The 25,247-nt window shown below is 69.3% G+C and carries 22 protein-coding genes and 2 tRNA genes; 8 read left to right on the top strand and 16 right to left on the bottom strand.

Annotated features, from left to right (window positions below; all coding sequences use genetic code 11):
• The 3 genes from cofC to mutT1 form a co-directional block, all read left to right on the top strand.
• On the top strand, positions 1–609 hold a 609-nt coding region (gene cofC / locus ACKOQ4_RS00575), incomplete at its 5' end, for a 2-phospho-L-lactate guanylyltransferase (protein ID WP_526287749.1).
• 85 nt (positions 610–694) lie between these two features.
• Positions 695–2,860: an RNA degradosome polyphosphate kinase gene (locus tag ACKOQ4_RS00570; RefSeq protein ID WP_526287747.1), complete on the top strand. Its 2,166-nt coding sequence runs from the start codon at positions 695–697 to the stop codon at positions 2,858–2,860.
• A 4-nt stretch (positions 2,861–2,864) separates the two neighbouring features.
• Positions 2,865–3,797: an 8-oxo-(d)GTP phosphatase MutT1 gene (mutT1, locus tag ACKOQ4_RS00565; RefSeq protein ID WP_526287745.1), complete on the top strand. Its 933-nt coding sequence runs from the start codon at positions 2,865–2,867 to the stop codon at positions 3,795–3,797.
• Between the two features lie 73 nt (positions 3,798–3,870).
• Here the strand turns inward: mutT1 and ACKOQ4_RS00560 are convergent, their stop codons facing one another.
• From ACKOQ4_RS00560 to leuC, 3 genes are all read right to left on the bottom strand, one after another.
• A complete protein-coding gene (locus ACKOQ4_RS00560; RefSeq protein ID WP_526287743.1) occupies positions 3,871–4,512 on the bottom strand; it encodes an HU family DNA-binding protein in 642 nt (213 codons plus the stop codon).
• Between the two features lie 198 nt (positions 4,513–4,710).
• Positions 4,711–5,307 (bottom strand): 3-isopropylmalate dehydratase small subunit, encoded by a 597-nt coding sequence (gene leuD, locus ACKOQ4_RS00555; RefSeq protein WP_526287741.1) that lies wholly within the window; start codon positions 5,305–5,307, stop codon positions 4,711–4,713.
• Positions 5,308–5,325: 18 nt separating this feature from the next.
• A complete protein-coding gene (gene leuC / locus ACKOQ4_RS00550; protein ID WP_526287739.1) occupies positions 5,326–6,753 on the bottom strand; it encodes a 3-isopropylmalate dehydratase large subunit in 1,428 nt (475 codons plus the stop codon).
• Between the two features lie 149 nt (positions 6,754–6,902).
• Here leuC and ACKOQ4_RS00545 point away from each other — a divergent pair, with 149 nt between their 5' ends.
• Positions 6,903–7,604 carry an IclR family transcriptional regulator gene (locus tag ACKOQ4_RS00545; protein ID WP_526287737.1) on the top strand — a complete coding sequence of 234 codons (702 nt, stop codon included), beginning with the start codon at positions 6,903–6,905 and terminating at the stop codon, positions 7,602–7,604.
• Positions 7,605–7,634: 30 nt separating this feature from the next.
• Positions 7,635–8,147 carry a pyridoxamine 5'-phosphate oxidase family protein gene (locus ACKOQ4_RS00540; protein ID WP_526287735.1) on the top strand — a complete coding sequence of 171 codons (513 nt, stop codon included), beginning with the start codon at positions 7,635–7,637 and terminating at the stop codon, positions 8,145–8,147.
• A 49-nt stretch (positions 8,148–8,196) separates the two neighbouring features.
• On the opposite strand, the gene ACKOQ4_RS00535 is transcribed toward ACKOQ4_RS00540, so the two are convergent.
• The 4 genes from ACKOQ4_RS00535 to ACKOQ4_RS00520 form a co-directional block, all read right to left on the bottom strand.
• Positions 8,197–8,269 (bottom strand) — tRNA-Glu (locus ACKOQ4_RS00535).
• A gap of 74 nt (positions 8,270–8,343) precedes the next feature.
• Positions 8,344–8,418, bottom strand: a tRNA-Gln gene (locus tag ACKOQ4_RS00530).
• A 63-nt stretch (positions 8,419–8,481) separates the two neighbouring features.
• Complete coding sequence (gltX, locus tag ACKOQ4_RS00525; protein WP_526287733.1) at positions 8,482–9,969, bottom strand: glutamate--tRNA ligase; 1,488 nt, start codon at positions 9,967–9,969, stop codon at positions 8,482–8,484.
• Complete coding sequence (locus tag ACKOQ4_RS00520; protein WP_526287731.1) at positions 9,966–10,766, bottom strand: fumarylacetoacetate hydrolase family protein; 801 nt, start codon at positions 10,764–10,766, stop codon at positions 9,966–9,968. The genes gltX and ACKOQ4_RS00520 overlap by 4 nt, the downstream gene beginning before the upstream one ends.
• A gap of 19 nt (positions 10,767–10,785) precedes the next feature.
• Between ACKOQ4_RS00520 and ACKOQ4_RS00515 the strand changes: the two genes are divergently transcribed.
• A complete protein-coding gene (locus ACKOQ4_RS00515; RefSeq protein WP_526287729.1) occupies positions 10,786–11,979 on the top strand; it encodes an MFS transporter in 1,194 nt (397 codons plus the stop codon).
• Here ACKOQ4_RS00515 and ACKOQ4_RS00510 read toward each other — a convergent pair.
• Together ACKOQ4_RS00510 and serA are read right to left on the bottom strand one after the other, a co-directional pair.
• Complete coding sequence (locus ACKOQ4_RS00510) at positions 11,976–12,986, bottom strand: 3-isopropylmalate dehydrogenase (RefSeq protein ID WP_526287727.1); 1,011 nt, start codon at positions 12,984–12,986, stop codon at positions 11,976–11,978. The two genes, ACKOQ4_RS00515 and ACKOQ4_RS00510, sit on opposite strands and share 4 nt — an antisense overlap.
• Entirely contained in the window at positions 12,983–14,569 is a 1,587-nt protein-coding gene (gene serA, locus ACKOQ4_RS00505; protein WP_526287725.1) for a phosphoglycerate dehydrogenase, read from the bottom strand. The genes ACKOQ4_RS00510 and serA overlap by 4 nt, the downstream gene beginning before the upstream one ends.
• A gap of 30 nt (positions 14,570–14,599) precedes the next feature.
• Here serA and ACKOQ4_RS00500 point away from each other — a divergent pair, with 30 nt between their 5' ends.
• Positions 14,600–16,027 carry a phytoene desaturase family protein gene (locus ACKOQ4_RS00500; protein ID WP_526287723.1) on the top strand — a complete coding sequence of 476 codons (1,428 nt, stop codon included), beginning with the start codon at positions 14,600–14,602 and terminating at the stop codon, positions 16,025–16,027.
• Between the two features lie 6 nt (positions 16,028–16,033).
• Here ACKOQ4_RS00500 and ACKOQ4_RS00495 read toward each other — a convergent pair whose 3' ends face one another.
• From ACKOQ4_RS00495 to ACKOQ4_RS00485, 3 genes are all read right to left on the bottom strand, one after another.
• The gene (locus ACKOQ4_RS00495; RefSeq protein WP_526287721.1) at positions 16,034–16,783 is read right to left on the bottom strand and encodes an SDR family NAD(P)-dependent oxidoreductase; all 750 of its coding nucleotides are present in this window, start codon (positions 16,781–16,783) and stop codon (positions 16,034–16,036) included.
• The gene (locus ACKOQ4_RS00490; RefSeq protein WP_526287751.1) at positions 16,780–17,979 is read right to left on the bottom strand and encodes an MBL fold metallo-hydrolase; all 1,200 of its coding nucleotides are present in this window, start codon (positions 17,977–17,979) and stop codon (positions 16,780–16,782) included. Before ACKOQ4_RS00490 ends, ACKOQ4_RS00495 begins: the two co-directional genes overlap by 4 nt.
• Before the next feature lie 72 nt (positions 17,980–18,051).
• Entirely contained in the window at positions 18,052–19,299 is a 1,248-nt protein-coding gene (locus ACKOQ4_RS00485) for a sulfotransferase (protein ID WP_526287719.1), read from the bottom strand.
• Positions 19,300–19,341: 42 nt separating this feature from the next.
• On the opposite strand from ACKOQ4_RS00485, the gene ACKOQ4_RS00480 reads away from it, so the two are divergent.
• Positions 19,342–20,379 carry a zinc-dependent alcohol dehydrogenase gene (locus tag ACKOQ4_RS00480; protein WP_526287717.1) on the top strand — a complete coding sequence of 346 codons (1,038 nt, stop codon included), beginning with the start codon at positions 19,342–19,344 and terminating at the stop codon, positions 20,377–20,379.
• On the opposite strand, the gene ACKOQ4_RS00475 is transcribed toward ACKOQ4_RS00480, so the two are convergent.
• From ACKOQ4_RS00475 to ACKOQ4_RS00460, 4 genes are all read right to left on the bottom strand, one after another.
• Positions 20,363–21,589 carry a cytochrome P450 gene (locus tag ACKOQ4_RS00475; protein ID WP_526287715.1) on the bottom strand — a complete coding sequence of 409 codons (1,227 nt, stop codon included), beginning with the start codon at positions 21,587–21,589 and terminating at the stop codon, positions 20,363–20,365. The two genes, ACKOQ4_RS00480 and ACKOQ4_RS00475, sit on opposite strands and share 17 nt — an antisense overlap.
• Positions 21,590–21,675: 86 nt before the next feature.
• On the bottom strand, positions 21,676–22,689 hold the full coding sequence (ilvC, locus tag ACKOQ4_RS00470) for a ketol-acid reductoisomerase (protein WP_526287714.1): 1,014 nt from the start codon (positions 22,687–22,689) through the stop codon (positions 21,676–21,678).
• Between the two features lie 19 nt (positions 22,690–22,708).
• The gene (gene ilvN, locus ACKOQ4_RS00465) at positions 22,709–23,218 is read right to left on the bottom strand and encodes an acetolactate synthase small subunit (RefSeq protein ID WP_526287713.1); all 510 of its coding nucleotides are present in this window, start codon (positions 23,216–23,218) and stop codon (positions 22,709–22,711) included.
• On the bottom strand, positions 23,218–25,089 hold the full coding sequence (locus ACKOQ4_RS00460; RefSeq protein WP_526287712.1) for an acetolactate synthase large subunit: 1,872 nt from the start codon (positions 25,087–25,089) through the stop codon (positions 23,218–23,220). The genes ilvN and ACKOQ4_RS00460 overlap by 1 nt, the downstream gene beginning before the upstream one ends.
• Between the last annotated feature and the right edge of the window lie 158 nt (positions 25,090–25,247).

Raw genomic sequence — 25,247 nt, 5'->3', positions numbered from 1 at the left:
GGGCTGATCATCGCGGTCAAACGCCTCGATGCCGCCAAGAGCAGACTCTCGGCCCTGTTCGGGGCCGGCGCCCGCGAACGGGTGGTGCTGGCCATGCTGGTCGACACCATCGCCGCGGCCGGGGCGGTTCCGGCAGTCCGGTCGATCACCGTTGTGACCCCCGATGAGATGGTGGCTGCGGCGGCCCGGGAACTCGGCGCGGTGGTTGTCGCCGACTTGACACCGGAGGGTCACCCCGACCCCCTCAACAACGCGATCCTGACGGCATGCGCCCCGGTCTCGGCGACGACGCCGAACATCGTTGTGCTGCAGGGCGATCTGCCGGCCCTGCGAGCCGGCGAGCTCAGCGATGCGCTGGCGGCAGCGGAGCGGCATCGGCGCAGCTTCGTGGCGGACCGCCAGGGCGGAGGTACCTGCGCGCTGTTCGCGTTCGGGGTCCCGCCCGACCCGAGATTCGGCCGTGATTCCGCACGGCGCCATCGCGACTCAGGGGCGGTGGAGCTCCTCGGCGACTGGCCCGGCCTGCGCTGTGACATCGACACCCCCGAGGATCTTGCCGAGGCCCGAGGGCTCGGACTCGGTAAGGCCACCGCCGCCGAGATCCCCTGACGCCGCCCGGGCGGTTAACGGCGGGTTGCCGGTCGGTGGCCGCATCCGGACATATTCCCCGGCAGCCGACCACGGCGGGCCAAGGATGGGGAATGATGGCCGCATGACCGAGGCGGAGACCGAGACCCGAACAGCAGAGGGCGGCCGGCCGGCCCGCGACCCGGCGCCCGCACCGCCCCCGGCCGCCACGCCCGCGGCTGCCGACCCGCTGCCGCCGGACCGCTACCTCAACCGCGAGCTGAGTTGGCTGGACTTCAACAACCGGGTGCTGGCCCTGGCCGCCGACACCTCGCTGCCGCTGCTGGAACGGGCCAAGTTCCTGGCCATCTTCGCCTCCAACCTCGACGAGTTCTACATGGTGCGCGTCGCCGGCCTCAAGCGCCGCGACGAGATGGGACTGTCGGTTCGGTCCGCCGACGGACTCTCCCCCCGGGAGCAGCTCCAGTTGATCGGCGAGCGCACCCAGCAACTCGCGATTCGTCACGCCCAGGTCTTCTTCGAGTCGGTGCGGCCGGGATTGGCCGAGCACGGCGTCCACATCGTCAACTGGGCCGACCTCTCCGACGCCGAGCGCAGCGAGCTGTCGGCCTACTTCACCGAACAGGTGTTTCCCGTCCTGACACCGCTGGCCGTCGACCCGGCCCACCCTTTCCCGTTCGTCAGCGGGCTGAGCCTGAACCTCGCGGTGGCCGTCCGGTCCCCCAACGACGGGGGCGAGCGATTCGCCCGTGTGAAGGTGCCCGACAACGTCGACCGATTCGTCCGTCTCAAGAACAGCGATCCCGAGGACAAGACCGTACGGTTCCTTCCGATGGAGGACTTCATCGCGGCGTTCCTGCCGGTGCTCTTTCCCGGCATGGAGATCGCCGAGCACCACGCCTTCCGGATCACCCGCAACGCCGACATGGACGTCGAGGACCGCGACGAGGATCTGCTGCAGGCCCTCGAGCGGGAACTGGCGCGCCGCCGATTCGGCCCGCCGGTCCGCCTCGAGGTCTCCGACGACATGTCCGAGTACATGCTCGGACTGCTGCTGCGCGAACTCGACGTGAACCCCGGCGACGTGGTGCAGGTGCCGGGACTGCTGGACCTCTCGGCGCTCTGGCAGATCTACGCGGTGGACCGTCCCGCGCTCAAGGACCGGCCGTTCGTACCGGCCACCCATCCCGCGTTCGGAGACACCGGGAAAAGCATCTTCGCCACACTGCGCGACGGCGACGTGCTGGTGCACCACCCCTACGAGTCGTTCTCGACCAGCGTGCAGCGATTCATCGAAGTGGCCGCCGCCGACCCCGACGTGCTCGCCATCAAGCAGACCCTGTACCGGACCTCCGGCGACTCTCCGATCGTCAACGCCCTGATCGAGGCGGCCGATGCCGGCAAGCAGGTGGTGGCGCTGGTCGAACTCAAGGCGCGTTTCGACGAGCAGGCCAACATCAAGTGGGCACGCGCACTGGAAGACGCCGGGGTTCATGTGGTCTACGGTCTGGTCGGTCTCAAGACCCACTGCAAGACCTGTCTGGTCGTCCGCCGTGAGGGCTCGACGATCCGCCGGTACTGCCACGTCGGCACCGGCAACTACAACCCGAAGACCGCGCGCCTGTACGAGGACGTGGGGATACTGACGGCGGCCCCGGACATCGGCGCGGACCTCACCGACCTGTTCAACTCGCTGACCGGATATTCACGCAAGGTGAGCTATCGCAATCTGCTGGTGGCACCGCACGGGATCCGGCAGGGCATCCTTGAGCGCATCGACCGCGAGGTGGCCGCGCACGCCGAGAACGGCAACGGCCTGATCCGGGTCAAGGCCAACGCCATCGTCGACGAGCAGATCATCGACGGCCTCTACCGGGCCTCCCGGGCCGGAGTGCCGGTGGAGGTAGTGGTGCGCGGCATCTGCGCACTGCGGCCCGGGGTGCCGGGTTTCTCGGACACCATCGCCGTGCGTTCGATACTCGGACAGTTCCTCGAGCACTCCCGGGTGATGCATTTCCGCGCCATCGACGAGTTCTGGATCGGCAGCGCCGACATGATGCACCGTAACCTCGACCGTCGCGTGGAGGTGATGGCACAGGTCAAGGACCGTCGCCTGACCGGGTATCTGGACGAGGTGTTCGAGTCCGCGATGCACCCCTCCACGCGCTGCTGGGAACTCGGTCCGGACGGACGCTGGACGGCCTCCCCCGAGGGCGGCCGCGAGGTGCGTGATCACCAGGTGTGGTTGACCGAAAAGCACCGACACGGCTGAGCCCATGGCGCAGGCTAGCAAAACAGCGAAGACACGGCCGATCACCGTCCCCGCAGCAGGGGCAGTGCTGTGGCGGCCGGATAGCCGGTCCGGCGAGCCACTGGTCGCAGTGATCCACCGGCCGCGCTACGACGATTGGTCGCTTCCCAAAGGGAAGGTCGATCCCGGCGAGACCGAACCTGTCGCCGCGGTACGGGAGATCTGTGAGGAGACCGGACAGCGGGCGCACCTCGGACGTCGGCTGGCCAGGATCAGCTACCCGATCCCGGTCGGCACCAAGAACGTTCACTACTGGGCCGCCCGTGCTCTCGGCGGCGAGTTCACGCCCAGCGGCGAAGTCGACGAGCTGTTGTGGGTCCCGGTCAAGGAGGCGTCCAAGCGACTCAGCTACCCGCATGACCGCAAGGTGGTGGCCCGGTTCGGCAAGCGGCCGGCCGAGACCCGCACCGTGCTGATCGTCCGGCACGCCACCGCCGGCCGCAAGGCTCGGTACCACGGCGACGACCGCAAGCGCCCACTGGATCGCGAGGGCAGGACACAGGCGAAATCCTTGGTGCCGCAACTGCTCGCGTTCGGTGCGTCAGTCATCCATGCCGCCGACCGGACCCGGTGCGTTCAGACCGTCGAACCGCTGGCCAGAAGACTGGATGCACCCATCACCGTCGAGCCGACACTGACCGAGGAGGCCTACGCGGACAACCCGAAGGCGGCCCACGAGCGGATACTGCAGATCGCCGCCGCTGACGGAATCCCCGCGGTGTGCACCCAGGGCAGGGTCATCCCGCACCTGATCGACTGGTGGTGCCGGCGGGACGGTGTCAAGCCGGACAAGTCGCGCAACCGGAAAGGCAGCACCTGGGTTCTCTCACTGGTGCAGGACCGGCTCGTCGCGGCCGATCACCTGCCCAGTCCCCTGGCCCGGACAACGAAACCCTAGGTGCCTGAAGAGACAGATCCGCCGCGGACCCCGAAGGGCCCGCGGCGGATCCGCGAAGGGTGAAAGGGGTGGCTTAGCGCCGGCCGCGCTTGGCCGGAGCCTTGCGGGCCGGGGCCTTCTTGACGGCCTTCCTGACCGCGGCCTTCTTGACGACCTTGCGGGCCGGGGCCTTCTTGACGGCCTTCTTGACCGCGGCCTTCTTGACGACCTTGCGGGCCGGGGCCTTCTTGACGACCTTCTTGGCGGCCGCCTTCTTGACGACCTTCTTGGCGGCCGCCTTCTTGACGACCTTCTTGGCGGCGGCCTTCTTGACCGGAGCCTTGCGGGCCGGAGCCTTCTTGACGACCTTCTTCACAGCAGCTTTCTTCACAGCAGACTTCCTAACTGCGCCTCCTACGGCGCCTCTCCTGACAGCGGGTCCTTCAGCAGCGAGCTTTTGTGCACCAGAAACGATTGCTTTGAATTGCGCTCCGGGACGGAACGCGGGAACGGAAGTCGGCTTCACGCGGACCGTCTCGCCGGTGCGCGGATTGCGAGCGACACGTGCAGCACGACGCCGGCGTTCGAAAACGCCGAACCCAGTGATGGTCACGCTGTCACCCTTCTGCACAGCGCGAACGATGGCGTCGATCAGATGTTCCACGGCATCGCTCGCGTGACGGCGATCGGTGTCCAGCTTCTCCGTGAGAACTTCGATCAACTCTGCTTTGTTCATTCACATCCTCCAAAACAGTGGTCCGCTTTGGACCGACTCCGAAACACGCTAAACCCTCAACGCACAGATATCCATGCGCCACGCGTTTTTTCAGCAAAAAGTTCGCGGATTTTTTTCGCTTGGTTTGCGGCCCTCAGGCTCGCATTCCGTCGCATCGACACCGTCGCGGAGCACAGTCCGCATGGCTTGCCCGCCGTCTCAAGAGGACGTGCGAACGCGCGGCTTCCAACTGGGCCGCGATGATTCGAAGGCTCCGATTTCCGCCTGTTTACGCAGCGTGAGGCCGATATCGTCGAGTCCCTCTAGCAGTCTCCACGCGGTGTAGTCGTCAATCGTGAACGGCACCACGGCCGTTCCGCACGCGATGGTCCGATTCTCAAGGTCGACAGTGACTTCCACACCGGGATGTTGCTCGATCAACTTCCACAACAATTCAAGATCGTCGGCGGACACTTCGGCGGCGAGCAGTCCCGCCTTGCCCGCGTTGCCGCGGAAGATGTCGGCGAAACGTGACGAGACGACCACCCGGAAGCCGTAGTCCATCAGTGCCCAGACGGCATGTTCGCGTGAGGATCCTGTGCCGAAGTCAGGTCCGGCAACCAACACCGAACCGCGGTCGAAGGGACTGAGGTTGAGGATGAAGGAGGGTTCGGCCCGCCAGGCGGCGAAAAGACCGTCCTCGAAACCTGTTCGGGAGACGCGTTTGAGGTACTCGGCCGGGATGATCTGGTCGGTGTCGACATTCGATCGGCGCAGTGGCACCGCGATACCGGTGTGGCTGCGGAACGCTTCCATAAGTCCTCTTTCCCGGGTTCAGTTGTCCAGATCGGCGGGCGAGGAGAGGGTGCCTCGCACCGCGGTGGCCGCGGCGACCGCCGGCGAAACCAGATGGGTGCGGGCGCCCTTGCCCTGCCGGCCTTCGAAATTGCGGTTCGACGTCGACGCGCAGCGCTCCCCAGGCCCGAGGTGGTCGGGGTTCATCCCCAGACACATCGAGCAACCCGCGAGCCGCCACTCGGCGCCGGCGGAGGTGAAAACCTCGCCAAGGCCCTCGTCCTCGGCCTGCGCGCGAACCTTCATCGAACCCGGGACGATGAGCATCCGGACCCCGTCGGCGACCCTGCGGCCCCTGAGCACATCGGCCACCGCACGCAGGTCCTCGATACGTCCGTTGGTGCATGAGCCGACGAAAACGGCGTCGACGGCGATATCGCGCATCGGGATCCCGGGCTGCAGATCCATGTAGACCAGAGCCTTCTCGGCCGCCTGCCGTTCGGCATCGCTGCTCATCAACTCCGGGTCCGGCACCGCCTCCGACAGCGGCACCCCCTGCCCGGGGTTGGTGCCCCAGGTGACGAATGGGCTCAGCGACGCGGCGTCTATATAGATCTCGGTGTCGAACTCGGCACCGGAGTCGGTCGGCAGGCGGTCCCATGCCGCGACGGCGGCGTCCCACTCGGCACCGGTCGGCGCATAGGGCCGGCCCCGCAGGAACTCGTAGGTGGTTTCGTCCGGCGCGACCATTCCCGCCCGCGCGCCGGCCTCGATGCTCATGTTGCAGATCGTCATCCGGCCCTCCATCGACAGCGACTCGATGGTGCTGCCGCGGTATTCGATGACGTGGCCCTGGCCGCCGCCGGTCCCGATCTTGGCGATCACGGCCAGGATGATGTCCTTGGCCGTGACACCGGTGGGCAGCGGCCCGTCGACGTTGACCGCCATCGTCTTGAACGGGCGCAGCGGGAGGGTCTGGGTGGCCAGCACATGTTCCACCTCCGAGGTTCCGATCCCCATCGCCAGCGCGCCGAAGGCGCCGTGCGTCGAGGTGTGGCTGTCGCCGCACACGATCGTCATCCCCGGCTGGGTGAGTCCGAGCTGCGGACCGACCACGTGAACGATGCCCTGCTCCGGATCACCCATCGGATGCAGCCGGACCCCGAACTCGGCGCAGTTGCGGCGCAGCGTCTCGACCTGGGTACGCGACACCGGATCGGCGATTGGTTTGTCGATGTCCACGGTCGGGACGTTGTGGTCCTCGGTGGCCAGCGTCAGGTCCGGGCGCCGGACCTTGCGGCCGGCCAACCTCAGTCCGTCGAAGGCCTGCGGACTGGTGACCTCGTGGATCAGATGCAGGTCGATGTAGATCAGGTCGGGTTCGCGGGCGGCACCCTCGCCGGTGCCGGCGACCACGACATGGTCGGCCCACACCTTCTCGGCCAGTGTTCGGGGCTTGCGCACCATTGCTCTCACTCTTCGTTCGGCTTCGTCACGCGTCTCCGGGGCTTCGCCACCGCTATCCCAGATACCGCGGGGGTTTCGCCACCGCTATCTCGGATACCGCGGGGGCTTCGCCACCGCTATCTCAGATACCGAGACGCTAGTATCTGGATATGAGACAGGATAGCGGAATCGGTGTCCTCGACAAATCCGTGGGCGTGCTGCACGCAGTCGCCGAAGCCCCCTGCGGGTTACCGGAGTTGTGCGCGCGGACCGGATTGCCGCGGGCCACCGCCCATCGGCTGGCCGCCGGACTCGAGGTCCATCGACTGCTGGCCCGCGACGACGACGGCCGCTGGGTGTTGGGCCCGGCGCTGACCGAACTGTCCGCGGGCGTCAGCGATCCACTGCTCGCAGCCGGCGCCGCGGTGCTGCCGCAGTTGCGTGAGATCACCGGCGAGAGCGTGCAGCTGTACCGCCGCGAGGGCAGTACGCGGGTCTGCGTGGCCGCCCTGGAACCCCCTGCAGGTCTTCGCGATACCGTGCCGGTCGGCGCGCGCCTTCCGATGACGGCCGGCTCGGCGGCCCGGGTGCTGCTGGCCTTCTGCGACACCGCCACCCAGCAGGCCCTGTTGCCCTCGGCCGCCTTCACGGCGCGGACGCTCGCCGAGGTGCGCCGGCGCGGCTGGGCGCAGAGCGCGGCCGAACGCGAGCCCGGCGTAGCGAGCGCATCGGCGCCGGTGCGCGACCGCAGCGGCGCGGTGATCGCGGCGGTGTCGGTCTCCGGCCCGATCGACCGGATGGGCCGGCACCCGGGGGAACGCTGGGCGGCCGATCTGCTGGCGGCAGCCGAGCATCTCACCCTGCGGCTCTGACATCGTCGTGCGCCTGACACACTGGCCACCATGTCGGGTAACAAGCAACGCGCCCAGATCGTGATGACCGACGAGGAGATCGCCGACTTCGTCGCCCGCAGCCGCACCGGGACCATGGCCACCGTCGGACCCGACGGCCAGCCGCACCTGGTGGCGATGTGGTACGGGATCGTCGACGGCGACATCTGGGTCGAGACCAAGACGAAGTCGCAGAAGGTCGTCAACATCCGGCGCGACCCGAGGGTGAGCTTCATGATCGAGGCCGGCATGACCTACGACACGCTCGTCGGGGTGTCCTTCGAGGGCGTGGCCGAGATCCACGACGACCCCGCCACCATCTTCGCCGTGGGCGTCAGCGTGTGGGAGCGCTACAACGGGCCCTACACCGACGACCTCAAACCCGCGGTGGACATGATGATGAACAAGCGCGTCGCGGTGCGCATCCGTCCGCGCCGGGTCAGGTCCTGGGATCACCGCAAATTGGGCCTGCCGGCGATGCCGGTGGCCGGCTCGACCGCGCGAGCAGACACAAACTCGCACTAATCGTCGTGAAAAAGCGGGAGTTTGCGTCTGCTCGCCGGAGGCGACCGAGTACCCCCGATGGGATTCGAACCCACGCTACCGCCGTGAGAGGGCGGCGTCCTAGGCCGCTAGACGACGGGGGCTAGGAAACGATTCCGGTGTGAAAGCATAACCGAGGCTGAGACACCGGCGAAATTGCTCCCGCCGGCCGGCGCATTGGCTGGGGTACCAGGACTCGAACCTAGAATGGCTGAACCAGAATCAGCTGTGTTGCCAATTACACCATACCCCATCGGGGACCTATAACAGCTGGTCAGAACCAGCTATTCCAAGCCTCCGGACAACGCAGTGCAGACTACCAAAGATTGCGCGCCACACCGTCGCGGGCCTCGCGCAGCCGGCGCAGCGTGCGATCGCGGCCGAGCAGTTCCATCGACTCGTACAGCGGCGGGCTGACGCTCGCGCCGGTGACCGCGACCCGGATCGGCCCGAAGGCCTTGCGCGGCTTGAGGCCCAGTCCGTCGATGAGCGCGCCCCTGAGCGCCTCCTCGATCGCCGCCGACGTCCACGGACCGATTCCGTCGAGGGCACCGAGTGCGGAGTCCAGCACGCCGGCCGCATCGCCGGTGAGTTCCTTGGCGCCGGCCGCGGGATCGATGGCGTAGGACTCCTCGTCGAGGAACTTCAGCAGGTTCCACGCGTCGGAGAGCACCACCACCCGGGTCTGCACCAGACCGGCGGCCGCCGCGAAGCCGGCCTCGTCGAGTCCGGTGTCGTGGCCGTGGGCGTCGAAGAATGCGCGCAGCCTCCGGGCGAACTCCTCAGGCTCCAGCCGCCGGATGTGCTCGGCGTTGATGGCGTCGGCCTTCTTCTGATCGAAGCGGGCCGGGTTGGAGTTCACGTCGACGACGTCGAAGGCGCGGACCATCTCCTCCAGGGTGAAGACGTCACGGTCCTCGGCGATGCCCCAGCCCAGAAGCGCCAGATAGTTGAGCAGACCCTCGGGCAGGAATCCGCGGTCGCGATGCAGGAACAGATCGGACTGCGGATCACGCTTGGAGAGCTTCTTGGTGCCTTCGCCCAGAACGGTGGGCAGGTGCGCGTACTCGGGTATGCGCTCACCCACTCCGATCCGGATCAGCGCCCGGTGCAGTGCTATCTGCCGGGGCGTGGAGGGCAGCAGGTCCTCGCCGCGCAGCACATGGGTGATCCTCATCAGCGCGTCGTCGACCGGGTTGACCAACGTGTACAGCGGGTCCCCGCTGGCTCGGGTCAGCGCGAAATCCGGCACGGCGCCGGCGGCGAAAGTCGTCTCCCCGCGCACCAGGTCGTGCCATGAGAGGTCGTCGTCGGGCATCCGCAACCGCAGCACCGGTCTGCGGCCCTCGGCCTCGTAGGCCGCGCGCTGCGCATCGCTGAGGTCGCGGTCGTAGTTGTCGTAGCCCAGTTTGGGGCTGCGGCCGGCCGCGAGGTGCCGGGCCTCGACCTCCTCCGGCGTGGAGTAGGCGGGATAGGCCTCACCGGCCTGCACCAGCCGCGCGATGACGTCGCGGTAAAGATCGCCGCGCTGGGACTGCCGGTACGGTGCGTGCGGCCCGCCGACCTCCGGACCCTCGTCCCAGTCCAGGCCGAGCCAGCGCAGAGCGTCGAGGATCGCGGAGTAACTCTCCTCGGAGTCCCGCGCGGCGTCGGTGTCCTCGATGCGGAACACGAAGGCGCCGCCGGTGTGGCGGGCGTAGGCCCAGTTGAACAGCGCGGTGCGGACCAGACCGACATGCGGTGTCCCCGTCGGCGACGGGCAGAACCGCACCCGCACCGGACCCTCGGCATCGCGCGCGCTCATCGGCCGGGTTTCCGGACGACCGGATTAGTCAGCGTTCCGATGCCCTCGACGCTGACGCTGACGGTGTCGCCGTCCTCGATCGGTCCGACGCCCTCGGGCGTGCCGGTGAGGATCAGGTCACCGGGCAGCAGCGTCATCACCGCGCTCATCCACTCGATGATCGCTCCGATGTCGTGGATCATCAGCGACGTCCGGCTGAGTTGGCGCACCTTCCCGTTGACCTCGGTACGGATCTGCAGATCCGCGGGGTCCAGATCGGTGACGATCCACGGCCCCACCGGACAGAAGGTGTCGTGTCCCTTGGCGCGGATCCACTGGCCGTCGGCCTGCTGCTGGTCGCGCGCGGAGACGTCGTTGGCGATGGTGTAACCGAGGACGACCTCGCGGGCCTTCGATGCCGGCACGTCCTTGCACGGCCGGCCGATGACCGCCGCGAGCTCGCCCTCGTGGTGCACCGGAGAAGCGTTGGCGGGCAATTGGATCGGCACGCCGGGCCCGATGATGGCCGTGTTGGGCTTGAGGAAGATGACCGGATCCTCCGGAGTCGGACCGGTGGTGCCACCCATCTCCCGGATGTGCTCCAGATAGTTCTTGCCCATGCACACCACCTTGCTGGCCAGGATGGGCGCCAGCAGGCGGACCTCGGCCAGCGGCCAGGACCGGCCGGTGAAGGTGGGCGTGCCGAAGGGATGTTCGGCGATCTCGCGGGCGACCCAGTCCGGCCCGGGAACCTCCCCCCGGCCCTCGATGCTGACGAAGGCCACTCCGTCGGGGCTGGCGACACGACCCAGGCGCATTCGTGACAGCGTAGTGAGCATGCCCGCCGAGCCGGCCAGCGCCCTCCGCCGCTGGTCCATGCTCGCCGTCGGGCTGTTCGCGACGTTGTTCGCCAACGTGTTCATCAACGGGGTGGCATTCCTGATCCCGGCCCTGCATTCCGATTTCGGCCTGGACCTGGCACTGGCCGGCCTGATCTCGGCGATGCCGAAGTTCGGCATGGTGCCCACCCTGATCCCGTGGGGCTACGTGGTGGACCGCGCCGGGGAGCGTTTCACCCTGTGGGCGGGATCCGCGCTGACCGCGGCGGCCGCGGCGGGGGCGGCGGCCTGCGCCGGCGACTCGCCGCGCTCGCTGGCGGCAGTGGCGGGTCTGCTCTTCGCGGGCGGGATGGCCGCGGCGAGCAGCAACTCCGCCAGCGGCCGGCTGGTGGTGGGCTGGTTCCCCGCCGGGCAGCGGGGGCTGGCGATGGGAATCCGTCAGACCGCCCAGCCGCTGGGAGTGGGCCTGGGCGCGCTGGTGATGCCGCAACTGGCTCAGGACCGCGGCATCGGGGCCGCCCTGCTGTTCCCGGCGGCGGTGTGCGCGCTGGCCGCGGTGGTGTGTGCGGCGTTCGTGGTCGACCCGCCGCGTCCGGCCCGCGCCGAGGCGCCGCCCGAGGACCTGGCCAACCCGTACCGCGGTTCCCGGCTGCTCTGGCGCATCCACGCCGTCTCGGTTCTGCTGGTGGTTCCCCAGGCACTGGTGTGGACCTTCGCGCTGGTGTGGCTGATGACCGAGCGCGGGTGGTCGCCGGCCTCGGCGGGCGCTCTGGTGACGGCCACTCAGATCCTCGGCGCGCTCGGCCGCGTCGCGGCCGGCCGCTGGTCGGACCGGATGGCCGCGCGGCTGCGCCCGATCCGGATGATCGCCGCCGCGGCAGCGGCCGGCATGCTGATGCTGGCGGTGACCGACTGGCTCGGATCTCAGTGGAGCATCGCGGTGCTCGTCGTCGCCTCGGTGGTCACCGTCAGCGACAACGGCCTGGCCTTCACGGCGATCGCCGAGATCGCCGGCCCGTTCTGGAGCGGCCGAGCACTGGGCGCGCAGAACACCAGCCAGTTGCTGATGACGGGCCTGACACCGCCGGTGTTCGGCGCACTGATCGGGGTGGCCGGTTATCCGGCGGCGTTCGCGGTGTGTGCGCTGTTCCCGCTGCTGGCGATGCCGCTGGTGCCGGCCGAACCGGACTAGAGTCCGGCCCGGATGCGCTCGCCCACCTCCGCGGTGGACAGCACCGCATCACCCCGGGTCCCGAGATGGCCGGCGACGGCGCGATCGACCCGGTCGGCCGCCTCGTCATGGCCGAGGTGCGAGAGCAGAAGAGCCACACTCATCACCGCTGCGGTGGGATCGGCGATCCCCTTGCCGGCGATGTCCGGCGCGCTGCCGTGCACCGGTTCGAACATCGACGGGTTGGTTCCGGTGGCGTCGATGTTCCCGCTGGCCGCCAGTCCGATTCCCCCCGACACCGCCGCGGCCAGGTCGGTGATGATGTCGCCGAACAGGTTGTCGGTGACGATCACGTCGAACCGGCCGGGGTCGGTCACCATGTGGATGGTCGCGGCGTCGATGTGCTGGTAGGCGACCTCGACGTCGGGGTACTGCGCGCCGACCTCGGCCACGACCCTCGACCACAGCGTGCCCGCGAAGGTCAGCACGTTGGTCTTGTGCACCAGCGTGAGGCGCCTGCGGCGTCTGGCCGCCAGATCGAACGCGTAGCGCACGACGCGGTCCACGCCGTAGGCGGTGTTGACACTGACCTCGGTGGCGACTTCGTGCGGTGTGCCCACCCGGATCGAGCCGCCGTTGCCGGTGTAGGGGCCCTCGGGTCCCTCGCGGACGACGACGAAGTCGATCTGCGGCTCGCCCGCCAGCGGACTGGCGACCCCCGGGTAGAGCCGGCTGGGCCGGAGATTGACGTGGTGGTCGAGTGCGAAGCGGGTCTTGAGCAGCAGGCCGCGTTCCAGCACACCGCTGGGCACCGACGGGTCCCCGATCGCGCCGAGCAGGATCGCGTCGTATCCGCGCAGTTCGTCGAGGACCGAGGGCGGCAGCACGTCCCCGGTCGCGTGGTAGCGCCTGGCCCCCAGGTCGTACTCGGTCTTCTCGACACCGGGCAGCACCGCATCGAGAACGGTGAGCGCCTCCGCGATCACCTCAGGGCCGATGCCGTCGCCGGGGATCACCGCCAGTTTCACGTCAGGTCAACGACTTCCAGTGTGGTGGCGTCGACGGCGGCGCGGATCCCCGCGCACACGTCGGCCGGTACGTCGCGGTCCAGTCGCAGCATCACGGTCGCGCCGCGACCGGAGGTGTCCTGGCTCATCTGCGCGGCCTCGATGTTGACCCCGGCCGCCCCCAGCAGGGTGCCGATCTTGCCCAGCGCCCCGGGCTTGTCGCCGTAGTGCAGGATCAGGTTCACGCCCTCGGCGCGCAGGTCGAAACTGCGCCCGTTGATCGAGACGATCTTCTGCACCTGCTGCGGACCGGTCAGGGTGCCTGAGACGCTGACCGCCGACCCGTCCGGACCCACCACCCGGACGTCGACCAGGCTGCGGTGGTTCGGGCTCTCGCTGACCGTGCTCAGCTCGGTGTCCAGGCCGCGCTCGGCGGCCAGGGCGGGCGCATTGACGAACGTCACCTGCTGGTCGGTCATGGTGGAGAACAGGCCCCGCAACGCCGACAGCTTCAGCACCCCGACGTCGTCGGAGGCCAGTTCACCGGAGACCTTGACGACCAGACTCTCCGGTGGCTCGGTGGCGAGCACACCCACCAGCACGCCGAGCTTGCGGACCAGTTCCAGCCACGGCGCCACGTCCTCGCTGACCGCTCCGCCGCCGACGTTGACCGCGTCCGGCACGAACTCCCCGGCCAGTGCGAGCTTCACGCTGGCCGCTACGTCGGTGCCCGCCCGGTCCTGCGCCTCCGACGTCGAGGCGCCCAGGTGCGGGGTGACGACGACCTCCGGCAACTCGAAAAGCGGGCTGTCGGTGCACGGTTCGGTGGCGAACACGTCGAGTGCCGCGGCGCGCACATGGCCGCTCTTGATGGCATCGGCCAGGGCGTGCTCGTCGATCAGACCGCCGCGCGCGGCGTTGACGATGATCACTCCCGGCTTGGTCCTGGCCAGGGCCTCCTTGCCGAGCAGGCCGGCGGTCTCCTTGGTCTTGGGCAGGTGCACCGAGATGAAATCCGCGCGGGAGAGCACGTCGTCCAGCGGCAGCAGTTCGATGCCGAGCTGGGCGGCGCGGGCCGGCGGGACGTAGGGGTCGTAGGCGATGACGTGGGTGCCGAACGCCGCCAGCCGCTGCGCGACCAGCTGCCCGATCCGGCCCAGGCCCACCACGCCGACGGTCTTGCCGAAGATCTCGGTTCCGTTGAACGTCGAACGCTTCCAGGTGTGCTCGCGCAGGGTGGCGTCGGCCGCCGGGATCTGGCGGGCCGCCGAGAGCATCAGCGCCAGCGCGTGCTCGGCGGCGCTGTGGATGTTGGAGGTGGGCGCGTTGACCACCAGCACACCGGCCGCGGTGGCCGCCTCGACGTCGACGTTGTCCAGACCCACCCCGGCGCGGGCGACGATCTTCAGTCTCGGGGCGGCGGCGATCACCTCGGCGTCGACGGTGGTGGCCGAACGCACCAGCAGCGCGTCGGCGCCGGCGACGGCTTCGAGCAGCTTGGGGCGGTCCGGGCCGTCCACCCAGCGGACCTCCACCTGGTCGCCGAGGGCGGCGACGGTCGATTCGGCGAGTTTGTCGGCGATCAGTACTACGGGCAGAGTCACGCGGACAGCGTAATGGGGTCTAATCAGACCGTGGATGTCACGGTCGTCGGCAGCGGCCCCAACGGGCTGTCGGCGGCGGTCACCTGCGCCCGAGCCGGACTGTCGGTGCAGGTCCTCGAAGCGCAGCCGACTCTCGGCGGGGGCGCACGAACGCTGGCCGACCCCGAATTCACCGACGTCGGCCACGACATCTGCTCGGCGATCCACCCACTGGCGCTGGCCTCGCCGTTCTTCGCCGAGTTCGACCTGCGCGCCCGCGGCGTGGAGTTGGTGGTGCCGGAGATCTCCTACGCCAACCCGCTGCCGGGGCGTCCGGCCGCGCTGGGCTTCCGCGACCTGGACCGCACCTGCGCCGGACTGGAGTACGGCCGGGACTGGCGGCACCTGCTGGGACCGCTGGTCGCCCGGGGCCGGGACGTGGTGGCCTTGCTGATCGGCGACAAGCGGTCCCTTCCACCGGACCTGCCCGCCGCGGTGGCACTCGGGCGGCGGATGCTCGAGCAGGGCACTCCGGCCTGGGGCCGACTGCGCGGCGAGGACGCCCGCGCGTTGTTCACCGGCGTTGCCGCACACACCATTTCGACGATGCCCTCGCTGGTGGCCGCGGGCGCCGGACTGCTGCTGGCCACTCTGGGGCACACTTCGGGCTGGCCGGTTCCGGTCGGCGGCAGCCAGGCGATCGCCGACGCGCTGATCGCGGACCTACGCGCGCACGGCGGGGAACTGCGTGCCGGAACCGAGGTGCGCACCCCCCCGCCCGGGGTGGTGCTGTATGACACCGCACCGACCGCACTGCTGGACATCTACGGCGACGCCATGCCGTCCCGGTATGCGCAGGCGCTGCGCCGTTACCGCTACGGTCCGGGTGTCGCGAAAGTGGATTTCGTTCTCTCCGAGGATGTTCCGTGGTCCGACCCGAGGATCACGACGGCGCCGACGCTGCATCTGGGCGGCACCCGCGCGCAGATGGCTCACGCCGAGCGTGAGATCACCGCCGGCCGGCACGCGCAGTGGCCGATGGTGCTGGCCGCTCAGTCCTGGGTCGCCGACCCGAGCCGGATCGACGCGCTCGGCCGCCGGCCGTTCTGGACCTACGCCCACGTGCCGGCGGGGTCCGCTGTCGACCAGACCGCGGCGATCACCGCGATCATGGAGCGGTTCGCGCCGGGCTTCGCCGACATCGTCCTCGCCGCGCGCAGCGTCCCGGCTTCCCGCCTGCACCTGCACGACGCCAACTACGTCGGCGGCGACATCGGGGTGGGCGGAAACTCGGTGCTGCGCGCCCTGCTCGGCCCGACACCGCGGGTGAATCCGTGGACCACGCCGATCCCGCGGGCCTACCTGTGTTCGTCGGCCACCCCGCCCGGTGGCGGGGTGCACGGCATGAGCGGCTACTACGCGGCCCGCACCGTGCTCAAGCGCGAGTTCGGTCTGCGGGCGCCTGCCCTGGCGCCCTGAGGCGCCTCACACGCAGTCGGAGGCTCCGTCGACGACGAAGACCGCCCCGCTGGTGTAACCGCTGCTCTCGGTGCACAGGAAGGCGATCGCCGCCGCGACCTCGGCGGCGTTTCCCATCCGGCCCAGCGGTATGTGCGCCAGTTCGCCGTCGAGCAGGGGCCGGTAGGAGTGCATCGGCGCGGTCATCGGGGTGTCGATGAGGCCGGGCGCGACCGCATTGACCCGGATCCCGTCGCCGGCCCACTTGACGGCCAGGTTGCGGGTGAGATTGATCAGGCCCGCCTTGGCGGCTGCGTAGCCGGGCACCAGCGGGACCGCCCGAAGCGCCGAGATCGAGGCCAGGTTGACCACGCTGGCGCCGCCCCGGGCGGTGGACGCCTTCAGCGCCGTGTGCAGGGCGACGGTGAGCCGGTAGTGACCGCCCAGGTTGAGAGTCACCGAGGCCTCGAAGCCGTCGGGATCGGACTCGTCGCGTCCCCCGGGGAAGTTCGCACCGGCGTTGTTGACCAGAACGTCGAGTCGGCCGAACTCGCCGGCCAGCGCGGCGACGGAGTCGGTGTCGGTCAGGACCAGCCGCCGGTAGGTCAGGCCGGTCAGGTCGGTGTCGTAGTCGGCCGGCGCCGCGCGGGTGCCGGTCACGGTGACGGCGGCCCCGGCGTCGCCCAGCACGCGGGCGATCGCGTGTCCGATGCCACTGGTGCCGCCGGTCACCAGGGCGCGGGTTCCGGTGAAGTCGAAGCTGACCCGGGCGGTCATACGTACCTCGCGATCTGCGTTGTGAGCCAGGCGGATTCCCAGAAGTTGACGCTGACGGCCAGCAGCGTCTCGTGCGCCTCCCGCAGGACGGCCCGCGACGCCTGGTGCCCCGGTTCGGCCCGGGCGACGATCTCGGCGAGGTGGATCGCCTGCAGCGGCCGGCCGGCGGTCAGGTGCTCGCGGGCCCGGGCGGCCAGGGCGTCGGCGCCGGCCAGCCCGACCAGGTCGGCGCTGACCGACTCCGGTCCGACCGGGTAGAGCTCGGTGGTGGAGCGGTGGTGGAACCAGCCGGAATAGTTCTCCCAGACGGCCCGCACGTCCCAGGGCACGGCGCCGTAACCCTGCCCGACTCGCAATTGCTCGGGCAGGACGATCTCGGCCATCAGGGTGCGGACGTCGGCGCCGGCGTTCATCCCGGCCACCGTCTGATCGTGGACGTAGGCGACGGCGTCGCGGATCCTGGTCAGTTCGGCGTCGATGAGCCCGGCGCCGGAGATCGGCTCGAAGTGCCCGGTGATGAGGATCTCCGGTTGCAGCGCCCGGACCCGTTCGATGGTGTCGGTCACCGTCAGAGCGTCGCGATATCGGTCACCGCGCATCGTCACCAGGTTGGGAATGTGCCCGAAGACCGGTCCGAACGTGTTGCTGCACAGGCAGACCCGTTCGTCGGGCAGCCAGACGACCATGGAGTCGGTGGTCTCCCCTCCCGGGGTGGCGATCAGTTCCAAACGGCGGTCGCCGACGTCGAGGGTCAGACGGTCCTGCACCTCGATGTCTGCGGTCAGCGTGCTCTGCGGCGGCAGGGCGCCGAAGCGGCGCTGGATCACCGCCACCCCGTCGGCCAGGGTATCCCGGAAGGCGAAGGCGCTGCGCGCCACCCGGTAGCGCATCAGCCGTTCGTTGTCGTCGCGCCAGGTACGCCAGTTCGCCTGCGCCACAACCTGCGTCAGCGGATCGCGCAGGGTGTCGATACCGCCCACGTGGTCGTAGTGACCCTGGGTGATGACGATGTAGCGCACCGGGCCGGAATCAACCGCGTCGAAGTTGGCGCGGTGCACCGGCGCCTCGAACCCCATCCCGGTGTTGATCACCACCCGGCCGTCGTCGGTCGTCAGCAGATAGGAGTTGGTCAGGCCCGGCGAGCACCAGATGCCCGGTGCGACCTCGTCGGCCTGCTCGGCCGAGGCCGGCGCCATGGCGTCGGCTCCCGGGCGGCTGTGCCAGATCGGTTCGGTGTCGGTCACCGCGGGCGCTCCTGGGTCAGGGGTTCAGATTTCCGGGCGGACGTCGAAGCGGTCGAAGTAGAAGTCGAATCCGGCACGCAACTCCTCGGGCGTCACGCCGAAGTGCCGTCTCAGATCGTAAGGGACCGAACCCTTCCCACCGCGACGATTGCCGTCGATGTAACGCTGGAATCGGGCTGCGACCTGGTCCGGTAGCTCGACTTCCGCGCGCCGGTACAACTCCTGGAGCACCCCCATCTCGTTGCCGTTGAGGCGGTGGAACCCGACGTCGATGCTCTGATCGGCCGGGACCAGTCCCCGGTCGCGCACGCAGGCGCCGAGCAGCCGGCGGATCCGGTCGGTCCAGTAGCAGACCAGCCAGTCCGGGTCGATGCGCTGCCGGCGCATCCTGTCGGAGTAGGCCATCATTGTGATCGCCGACCGGATCACCGCCGCCGGGTCGCGGTGGGTGAACGCCACCGTGGCGTCCGGGAAGGTGGCCATCAGCGGACCGAGCTGCTCGCTGTGCTGCGGGGATTTGAGCACCCAGGTACGGGGGCCGCGCAGAAACGTCAGGGCCTGCAGGACTTTTTTCGTGTAGCGGTAGTGCGTGCGCTGATCAAGCCCGAGGTAGTAATCCCGCCAGTCCGGCACCCGGGCATGCCACTCGAGCACATACGACGCCAGATCGAGGTCTTCGAGTTCCACCTCCTCCTCGATCGCGTCGGGATACCTGTCGTGCATGGCCGCGACGTAGGGCACGCTGAGCATCATGGCGTCGTGCTCGGCCTTCACCCGGGCATAGCGCGGGTCGACCCCGTCGGGTCCCGGACCGTGACCGGGGGCCGGGATCGGTTCCTGGCTCTCCCAGTACGGCAGTGACCGCCGGCGGGGATCGCGCGCGATCAGGTTCACCAGATGAGTCGTGCCGGACCGGGGCATGCCCACGACGATCAGCGGGCGTTCGATCCGGATCGAGGTGATCTCCGGATAGCGGCGGATCAGATCGTTCAGCGACAGTCGGTTTCGCAGCAGCCGCACGACGCGCGCGCGCAGTGTCGACCGGGCGAGCTGGCGCAATCCGGTGTCGGACTCGATGGCCGCGACGTGGGCGTGCAGCCGCGCGCCGAATCCGTCGGTCTCGTCGAGGTCCCCGGCGCCCGCGGCTGCCGCCGCCTCCTCGAGCATCCGATCGACGTCGAAGCTCACCGGGCGCGACTCGGTGTACTCGAGCACCTGACGCTGCACCTCGGTCAGCACCGGGGTGGCCAGGTCATCGAGATTGATCTGCATCCGACCCCCCAGCCTGACCGTGGGGAATAGTCTCGCGAGCACATGACATCAACGCCAGTGTTTCCCACCACCCGCCAGGTTCGGGTGCATTCGCCCGGGAAGGTCGCCGTCGACCGGGTCGATCTGCCGGTCTGCGGACCGCGCGACGCCCTGGTCGAGGTCGACGCCTGCGGCATCTGCGGCAGCGATCTGACCTACATCCGCCTCGGCGGCCTGGCCGGGCCGGGCGGCGGGCCGATGCCGCTCGGGCACGAGTTCGCCGGGGTGGTGCGCCAGGTCGGAGCCGAGGTCACCGGAGTCGAGCCGGGCCGGCGGGTCGTCGTCCACCCCGGCGACGAGACCTCCGGCCGCATCGGCGGCGGCAGTGCCGCCGGCGGCCTGGCCGACGTGGTGCTGGTGCGGGAGGCAGCCGCCGGAGACCGGCTGGTCGCGGTGCCCGACGGCATGTCCATGGATGTCGCGGCGCTGACCGAGCCGGTCGCGGTGGGCATGCACGCCGCCGAGCAGGCCGGCGTGGCCCCCGGTGAATCGGTGGCGGTATTCGGTTGCGGCCCTGTCGGTTTGGCGGCAATCGCAGCACTGGCCGACCGGGGATTCACCGGGATCGTCGGGGTGGACCCCTCCGCCGAGCGCCGTCGCCTCGCCGGGGCCGTCGGTGCGTCGGCCACGATCGACCCCGACCGAACCTCGGTGTGGCGGGAACTTCGCAGTCTGCACGGCACCCGGGCGCTGGCATACGGACAGGCGCCGGCCACCGACGCGTTCATCGAGGCGTCCGGATCGGATGCGGTGCTGACCTCGATCATCGACCGGGCCGGTCCGGGCTCGCGAATCAGCGTGGTGGGACTGCACTACACGCCGGTGCCGGTGAACTTCCTGCAGGTGCTGATGAAGGAACTGACGATCCGCGGCTCGATGGAATATCCGGCCCGGTTCGCCGACGCCATCGACCTGCTGGCCCGTCGGGACCTCTCGGCGCTCATCACCCACCGGTTTGCGCTCGGCGAGGTCGACGCGGCCCTGGAACTGCTGGCCGGCAGCCGCGAGTGCGGCAAGGTCATGATCACCCCGCGGGGCTGAGAGCCAGCCGCAGGAACTCCCGCCGGCGGGCCAGCACGCTGGGCAGCCACGGACCCACCTCGGCGGCTTCGAACCAGCCGGTGCGCTCCAGCAGCATCCCCAGCACTGTGACAGCCTCCAGCCGGGCCAGCGGCGCGCCCAGGCAGAAGTGGACGCCCTTGCCGAAGCTCATGTGGCCCTTGCTCACCGGGCGGTCCAGCCGGAACTCGTCGGGGTTCTCGAAGTGGGCCGGGTCGCGGTTCGCCGCTCCCCACAGCAGCAGCACCCGGGAATCCTCCGGCACCGCGACACCGGCCACCTCGGTGTCGGCCAGGACGTGGCGGTAGTGGGCACGGAACGGAGGTTCCAGCCGCAGAGTCTCCTCCACGAAAACCGGGAGCAGATCCGGGCGCCCGCGAAGCAGCTGCTGCAGCTGGGGGTCGGTGGCCAGGATCGCCGCGGCGGTGCCCAGCAGTGACGCCGTCGATTCGCCGCCGGCGCTGAACAGCGAGACCAGGATCAACCGGGCGGTGAAGCCGTCGAGGTGGCCGGCTTCGCACGCGGTGGCCAGCACGCCCATCAGATCGTCGCGGGGATCGGCCGCGGCCAGGCGCAGCCGGGTGGCGAGGTAGGCGTCCAGATCGGAGATCGCAGCCATCGACGCTGCCAGGTCGCCGGCGGACATCAGCCCGTCGAGCAACTGGGTGCTGGCGTACCCCCACCGGGCCAGCTGGTCGGCGTCGGCTTCGGGGACACCGATCAGCTCCGCGACGATCAGCATCGGCAGCCGGTTGGCGACCGCCTCCATCCACTCGACGGTGCCGCCGTCATCCGTTGTCGCCCAGAGCTTCTCGAAGACCGTGGCGATGAGGGGCTGCAGTGCCTGTACCCGCCTGGCGGTGAACTGGCCCAGCAGCAGCTTGCGGTGCGCGGCATGGACCGGGTCGTCGGCGGTGACCAGGATGTGGGTGCGGCCGCCCACCCCGTCCATCGGGAACGACCCCATCCCGGCGTCCGCGGTGTAGGTCATCGTCGCGGTCAGGTTGGAGGAGAAGACCTCCGGCCGGTTGACGACGTCGGTGATCGCGGCCCAACCGGCGGCCAGATGGAACGGGGAGTCACCGAGCCGGTGGACGCCGCCCTCGCCGCGCAGCCGGGCGTAGAGCGGATAGGGGTCCTGGACCGCCGCCTCGGCGAAGAACTCCGCCGGGTCCAGCGTCGGCGCACCCACTCGGTCAGTCTAGAGGCTGACGCGGTTCGGCGCGCTCGTCATCGCTGAGCGACGATGAGCGCGCCGAAGTCGCCTGGAGTGCGACGTTACGCCGTCTCGGTGATGGGCCGGTCCACCCAGCTCATCAGCTTGCGCAGCTTGGCACCGGTGACCTCGATCGGGTGCTCGGCGTTCTGCTTGCGCAGCGTCTCCAGTTCCCTGTTCCCGCCCTCGACGTTGGCGACCAGACGCTTGACGAAGGTGCCGTCCTGGATCTCGGCGAGGATCTGCTTCATCCGGGCCTTGGTGTCGGCGTCGATCACCCGGGGACCGGACAGGTACCCGCCGAATTCCGCTGTGTCGGAGACCGAGTAGTTCATCCGGGCGATGCCGCCCTCGTACATCAGGTCGACGATGAGCTTGAGCTCGTGCAGCACCTCGAAGTAAGCCAGTTCCGGGGCGTAACCCGCCTCGACCATCACCTCGAAGCCGGTCTTGACCAGTTCCTCGGTGCCGCCGCACAGCACGGCCTGCTCGCCGAACAGGTCGGTCTCGGTCTCGTCCTTGAAGGTGGTCTTGATGACCCCGGCGCGGGTGCCGCCGATGCCCTTGGCGTACGACAGCGCCAGTGCCAGGCCCTCACCGGTGGGGTCCTGCTCGATGGCCACCAGGCAGGGCACGCCCTTGCCGTCGACGAACTGCCGGCGCACCAGGTGCCCGGGCCCCTTCGGTGCGACCATGCCGACGGTGACGTCGGCGGGCGGCTTGATCAGGCCGAAGTGGATGTTCAGGCCGTGGCCGAAGAACAGCGCGTCGCCGGCCTTCAGGTTCGGCTCGATGTCGTTTCTGAAGATCTCGGCCTGCGCGGTGTCCGGCGCCAGCAGCATGATCACGTCGGCCCACTTGGCCACCTCAGCGGGGGTGTCGACCAGCAGGCCCTGCTCCTCGACCTTGGCGCGCGACTTCGAGCCCTCCTTGAGGCCGACCTTCACCTGCACGCCGGAGTCGCGCAGGCTCAGCGAGTGCGCGTGGCCCTGGCTGCCGTAGCCGATCACACCGACCTTGCGGCCCTGGATGACCGACAGGTCGGCGTCGTCGTCGTAGAACATCTCGATTGCCACTGAACTGATTCCTTTTCTCTTACTTCGTGTTCGTGATGCCGCGCGGACCACGCGACAGTGCTACCACACCGGACTGCACCGTCTCGCGGATGCCGTACGGTTCCAGCACCCGGATGAGCGCCTCGAGTTTCTCCTCGGTGCCGGTGGCCTCGACGGTCAGCGACTCGGTGGACACGTCGATCACCTTGGCGCGAAACAGGTTCACCGCCTCGATGACCTGGCTGCGGTTGCCGGCATCGGTGCGAACCTTGATCAGCGCCAACTGCCGCGCAACCATGTTGCCCTCGTCCTGCTCGAGAATCTTGATCACGTTGATCAGCTTGTTCAGCTGTTTGGTGATCTGCTCCAGCGGGGTCTCCTCGGCGGTGACGACGATGGTCATCCGGGACATGTCCTTGACGTCGGTGGGTCCCACCGCCAGCGACTGGATGTTGAACCCGCGCCGGGAGAACAGGGCGGCCACCCGGGCCAGCACGCCGGGCTTGTCCTCGACGAGGACGGACAGAGTATGGGTCTTGATGTTCGGCATCAGGCGCGTCCCTCCTCGTTGTCCTCGTCGAACAGCGGCCGGATGTTGCGGGCCGCCATGATCTGGTCGTTTCCGGTGCCGGCCGCCACCATCGGCCACACCTGCGCGTCCGCGCCGACGATGAAGTCGATGACGACCGGCCGGTCGTTGATCGCGCGGGCCTGGTTGATCACGTCGACGACGTCTTCGGCACGCTCGCAACGCAATCCGACGCAACCCATGGCCTCGGCCAGCTTGACGAAGTCGGGGATGCGCTGGCTGTGGGTGGCCAGGTCGGTGTTGGAGTAGCGCTCGCCGTAGAACAGTGTCTGCCACTGCCGGACCATGCCGAGGTTGCCGTTGTTGATCAGAGCGACCTTGATCGGCACGCCCTCCACGGCGCAGGTGGCCAGTTCCTGGTTGGTCATCTGGAAGCAGCCGTCGCCGTCGATCGCCCACACCTCGGCGTCCGGCAGCGCCATCTTCGCGCCCATTGCCGCGGGGATCGCGTAGCCCATGGTGCCCAGCCCGCCGGAGTTCAGCCAGGTGCGCGGCTTCTCGTAGGAGATGAACTGCGCGGCCCACATCTGATGCTGGCCCACCCCCGCCACGTAGACCGCGTCCGGCCCGGCGATCCTGCCCAGTTGCTCGATGACGTACTCCGGGCTCAGGCTGCCGTCGTGCTGCGGGTCGTAGCTCAGCGGGTAGGTCTCCCGGACCCCGTTGAGGTATGCCCACCACGGCGCCAGATCGGGGTCGCAGACGCCCTCATTGCCGATCCGGTCGGCGCCGGCGGGCATCCGGCGGAACGCCGCGATCAGGTCGCGGATGACGGCCTTGATGTCACCGACGATCGGGACGTCGGCGTGCCGGTTCTTGCCGATCTCGGCCGGGTCGATGTCGGCGTGGATCACCTTCGCCCCCGGGGCGAAGGAGTCCAGCTTGCCGGTCACCCGGTCGTCGAAGCGGGCGCCGAGAGCGATGATCAGGTCGCTGCGCTGGAAGGCCGCCACCGCGGCGACCGTGCCGTGCATGCCCGGCATGCCGAGGTTCTGCGGGTGGCTGTCCGGGAAGGCGCCGCGGGCCATCAGGGTGGTGACCACCGGGATGCCGGTCAACTCTGCCAGTTCGGCGAGTTCCTCGGTCGCCTCGCCGCGGATCACCCCGCCGCCGACGTAGAGCACCGGTCTGCGGGCCTCGGCGATGAGCCTGGCGGCTTCCTTGATCTGGCGGCCGTGCGGCTTGGTGTTCGGCTTGTAGCCGGGCAGCTCGAGCTGCGGCGGCCAGGCGAAGGTGCACTGGCCCTGCAGCACGTCCTTGGGGATGTCCACCAGCACCGCGCCGGGCCGCCCGGTGGCGGCGATATGGAAGGCCTCGGCCAGCGAGCGGGCGATGTCGTCGCCGTCGCGGACCAGGATGTTGTGCTTGGTGATCGGCATGGTGATTCCGGTGATGTCGGACTCCTGGAAGGCGTCGGTGCCGATCAGGCTGCGGCCCACCTGCCCGGTGATCGCGACGACGGGGACGGAGTCCATCTGGGCGTCGGCCAGCGGGGTCACCAGGTTGGTGGCTCCCGGGCCCGAGGTGGCCATCATGACGCCGACCCGCCCGGTGGCGTGGGCGTAGCCGCTGGCGGCGTGGCCCGCGCCCTGCTCGTGGCGGACCAGCACGTGGCGCAACTTGGTCGAGTCGAAGAGCGGGTCGTACACCGGCAGGACCGCGCCGCCCGGGATGCCGAAGATCAGCTCGACGCCGAGTTCCTCCAGGGAACGGACCACCGCCTCGGCCCCGGTGAGCCGCTGCGGGGCGATGCGATTGGCGCGCGAGGTGGCGTGGCCGTTGGCCGGGACGGCGTCATCGGACTCGGGCGCTCGCGTGGTGGGTGCGCTCACTGGGTTCCTCGGTCTCTCGTGACTTGTTCGGGCTATCGGGCGGGTCTGCGGTTGTGGGGCAAGAAAAAACCCCCGTCAGCGTGGGCGGCTGTACGAGGGTTGCGCGCTGGTGCGTGTGACTAAACCCGGGGGCGGGCAAGCGCGGCACCAACGCGCTG

This window comes from Mycobacterium sp. (assembly GCF_046095365.1).
Classification (GTDB): Bacteria; Actinomycetota; Actinomycetes; order Mycobacteriales; family Mycobacteriaceae; genus Mycobacterium.
Note: the sequence above shows the minus strand (reverse complement) of the source record. Positions and strands in the feature narration are given on the sequence as shown.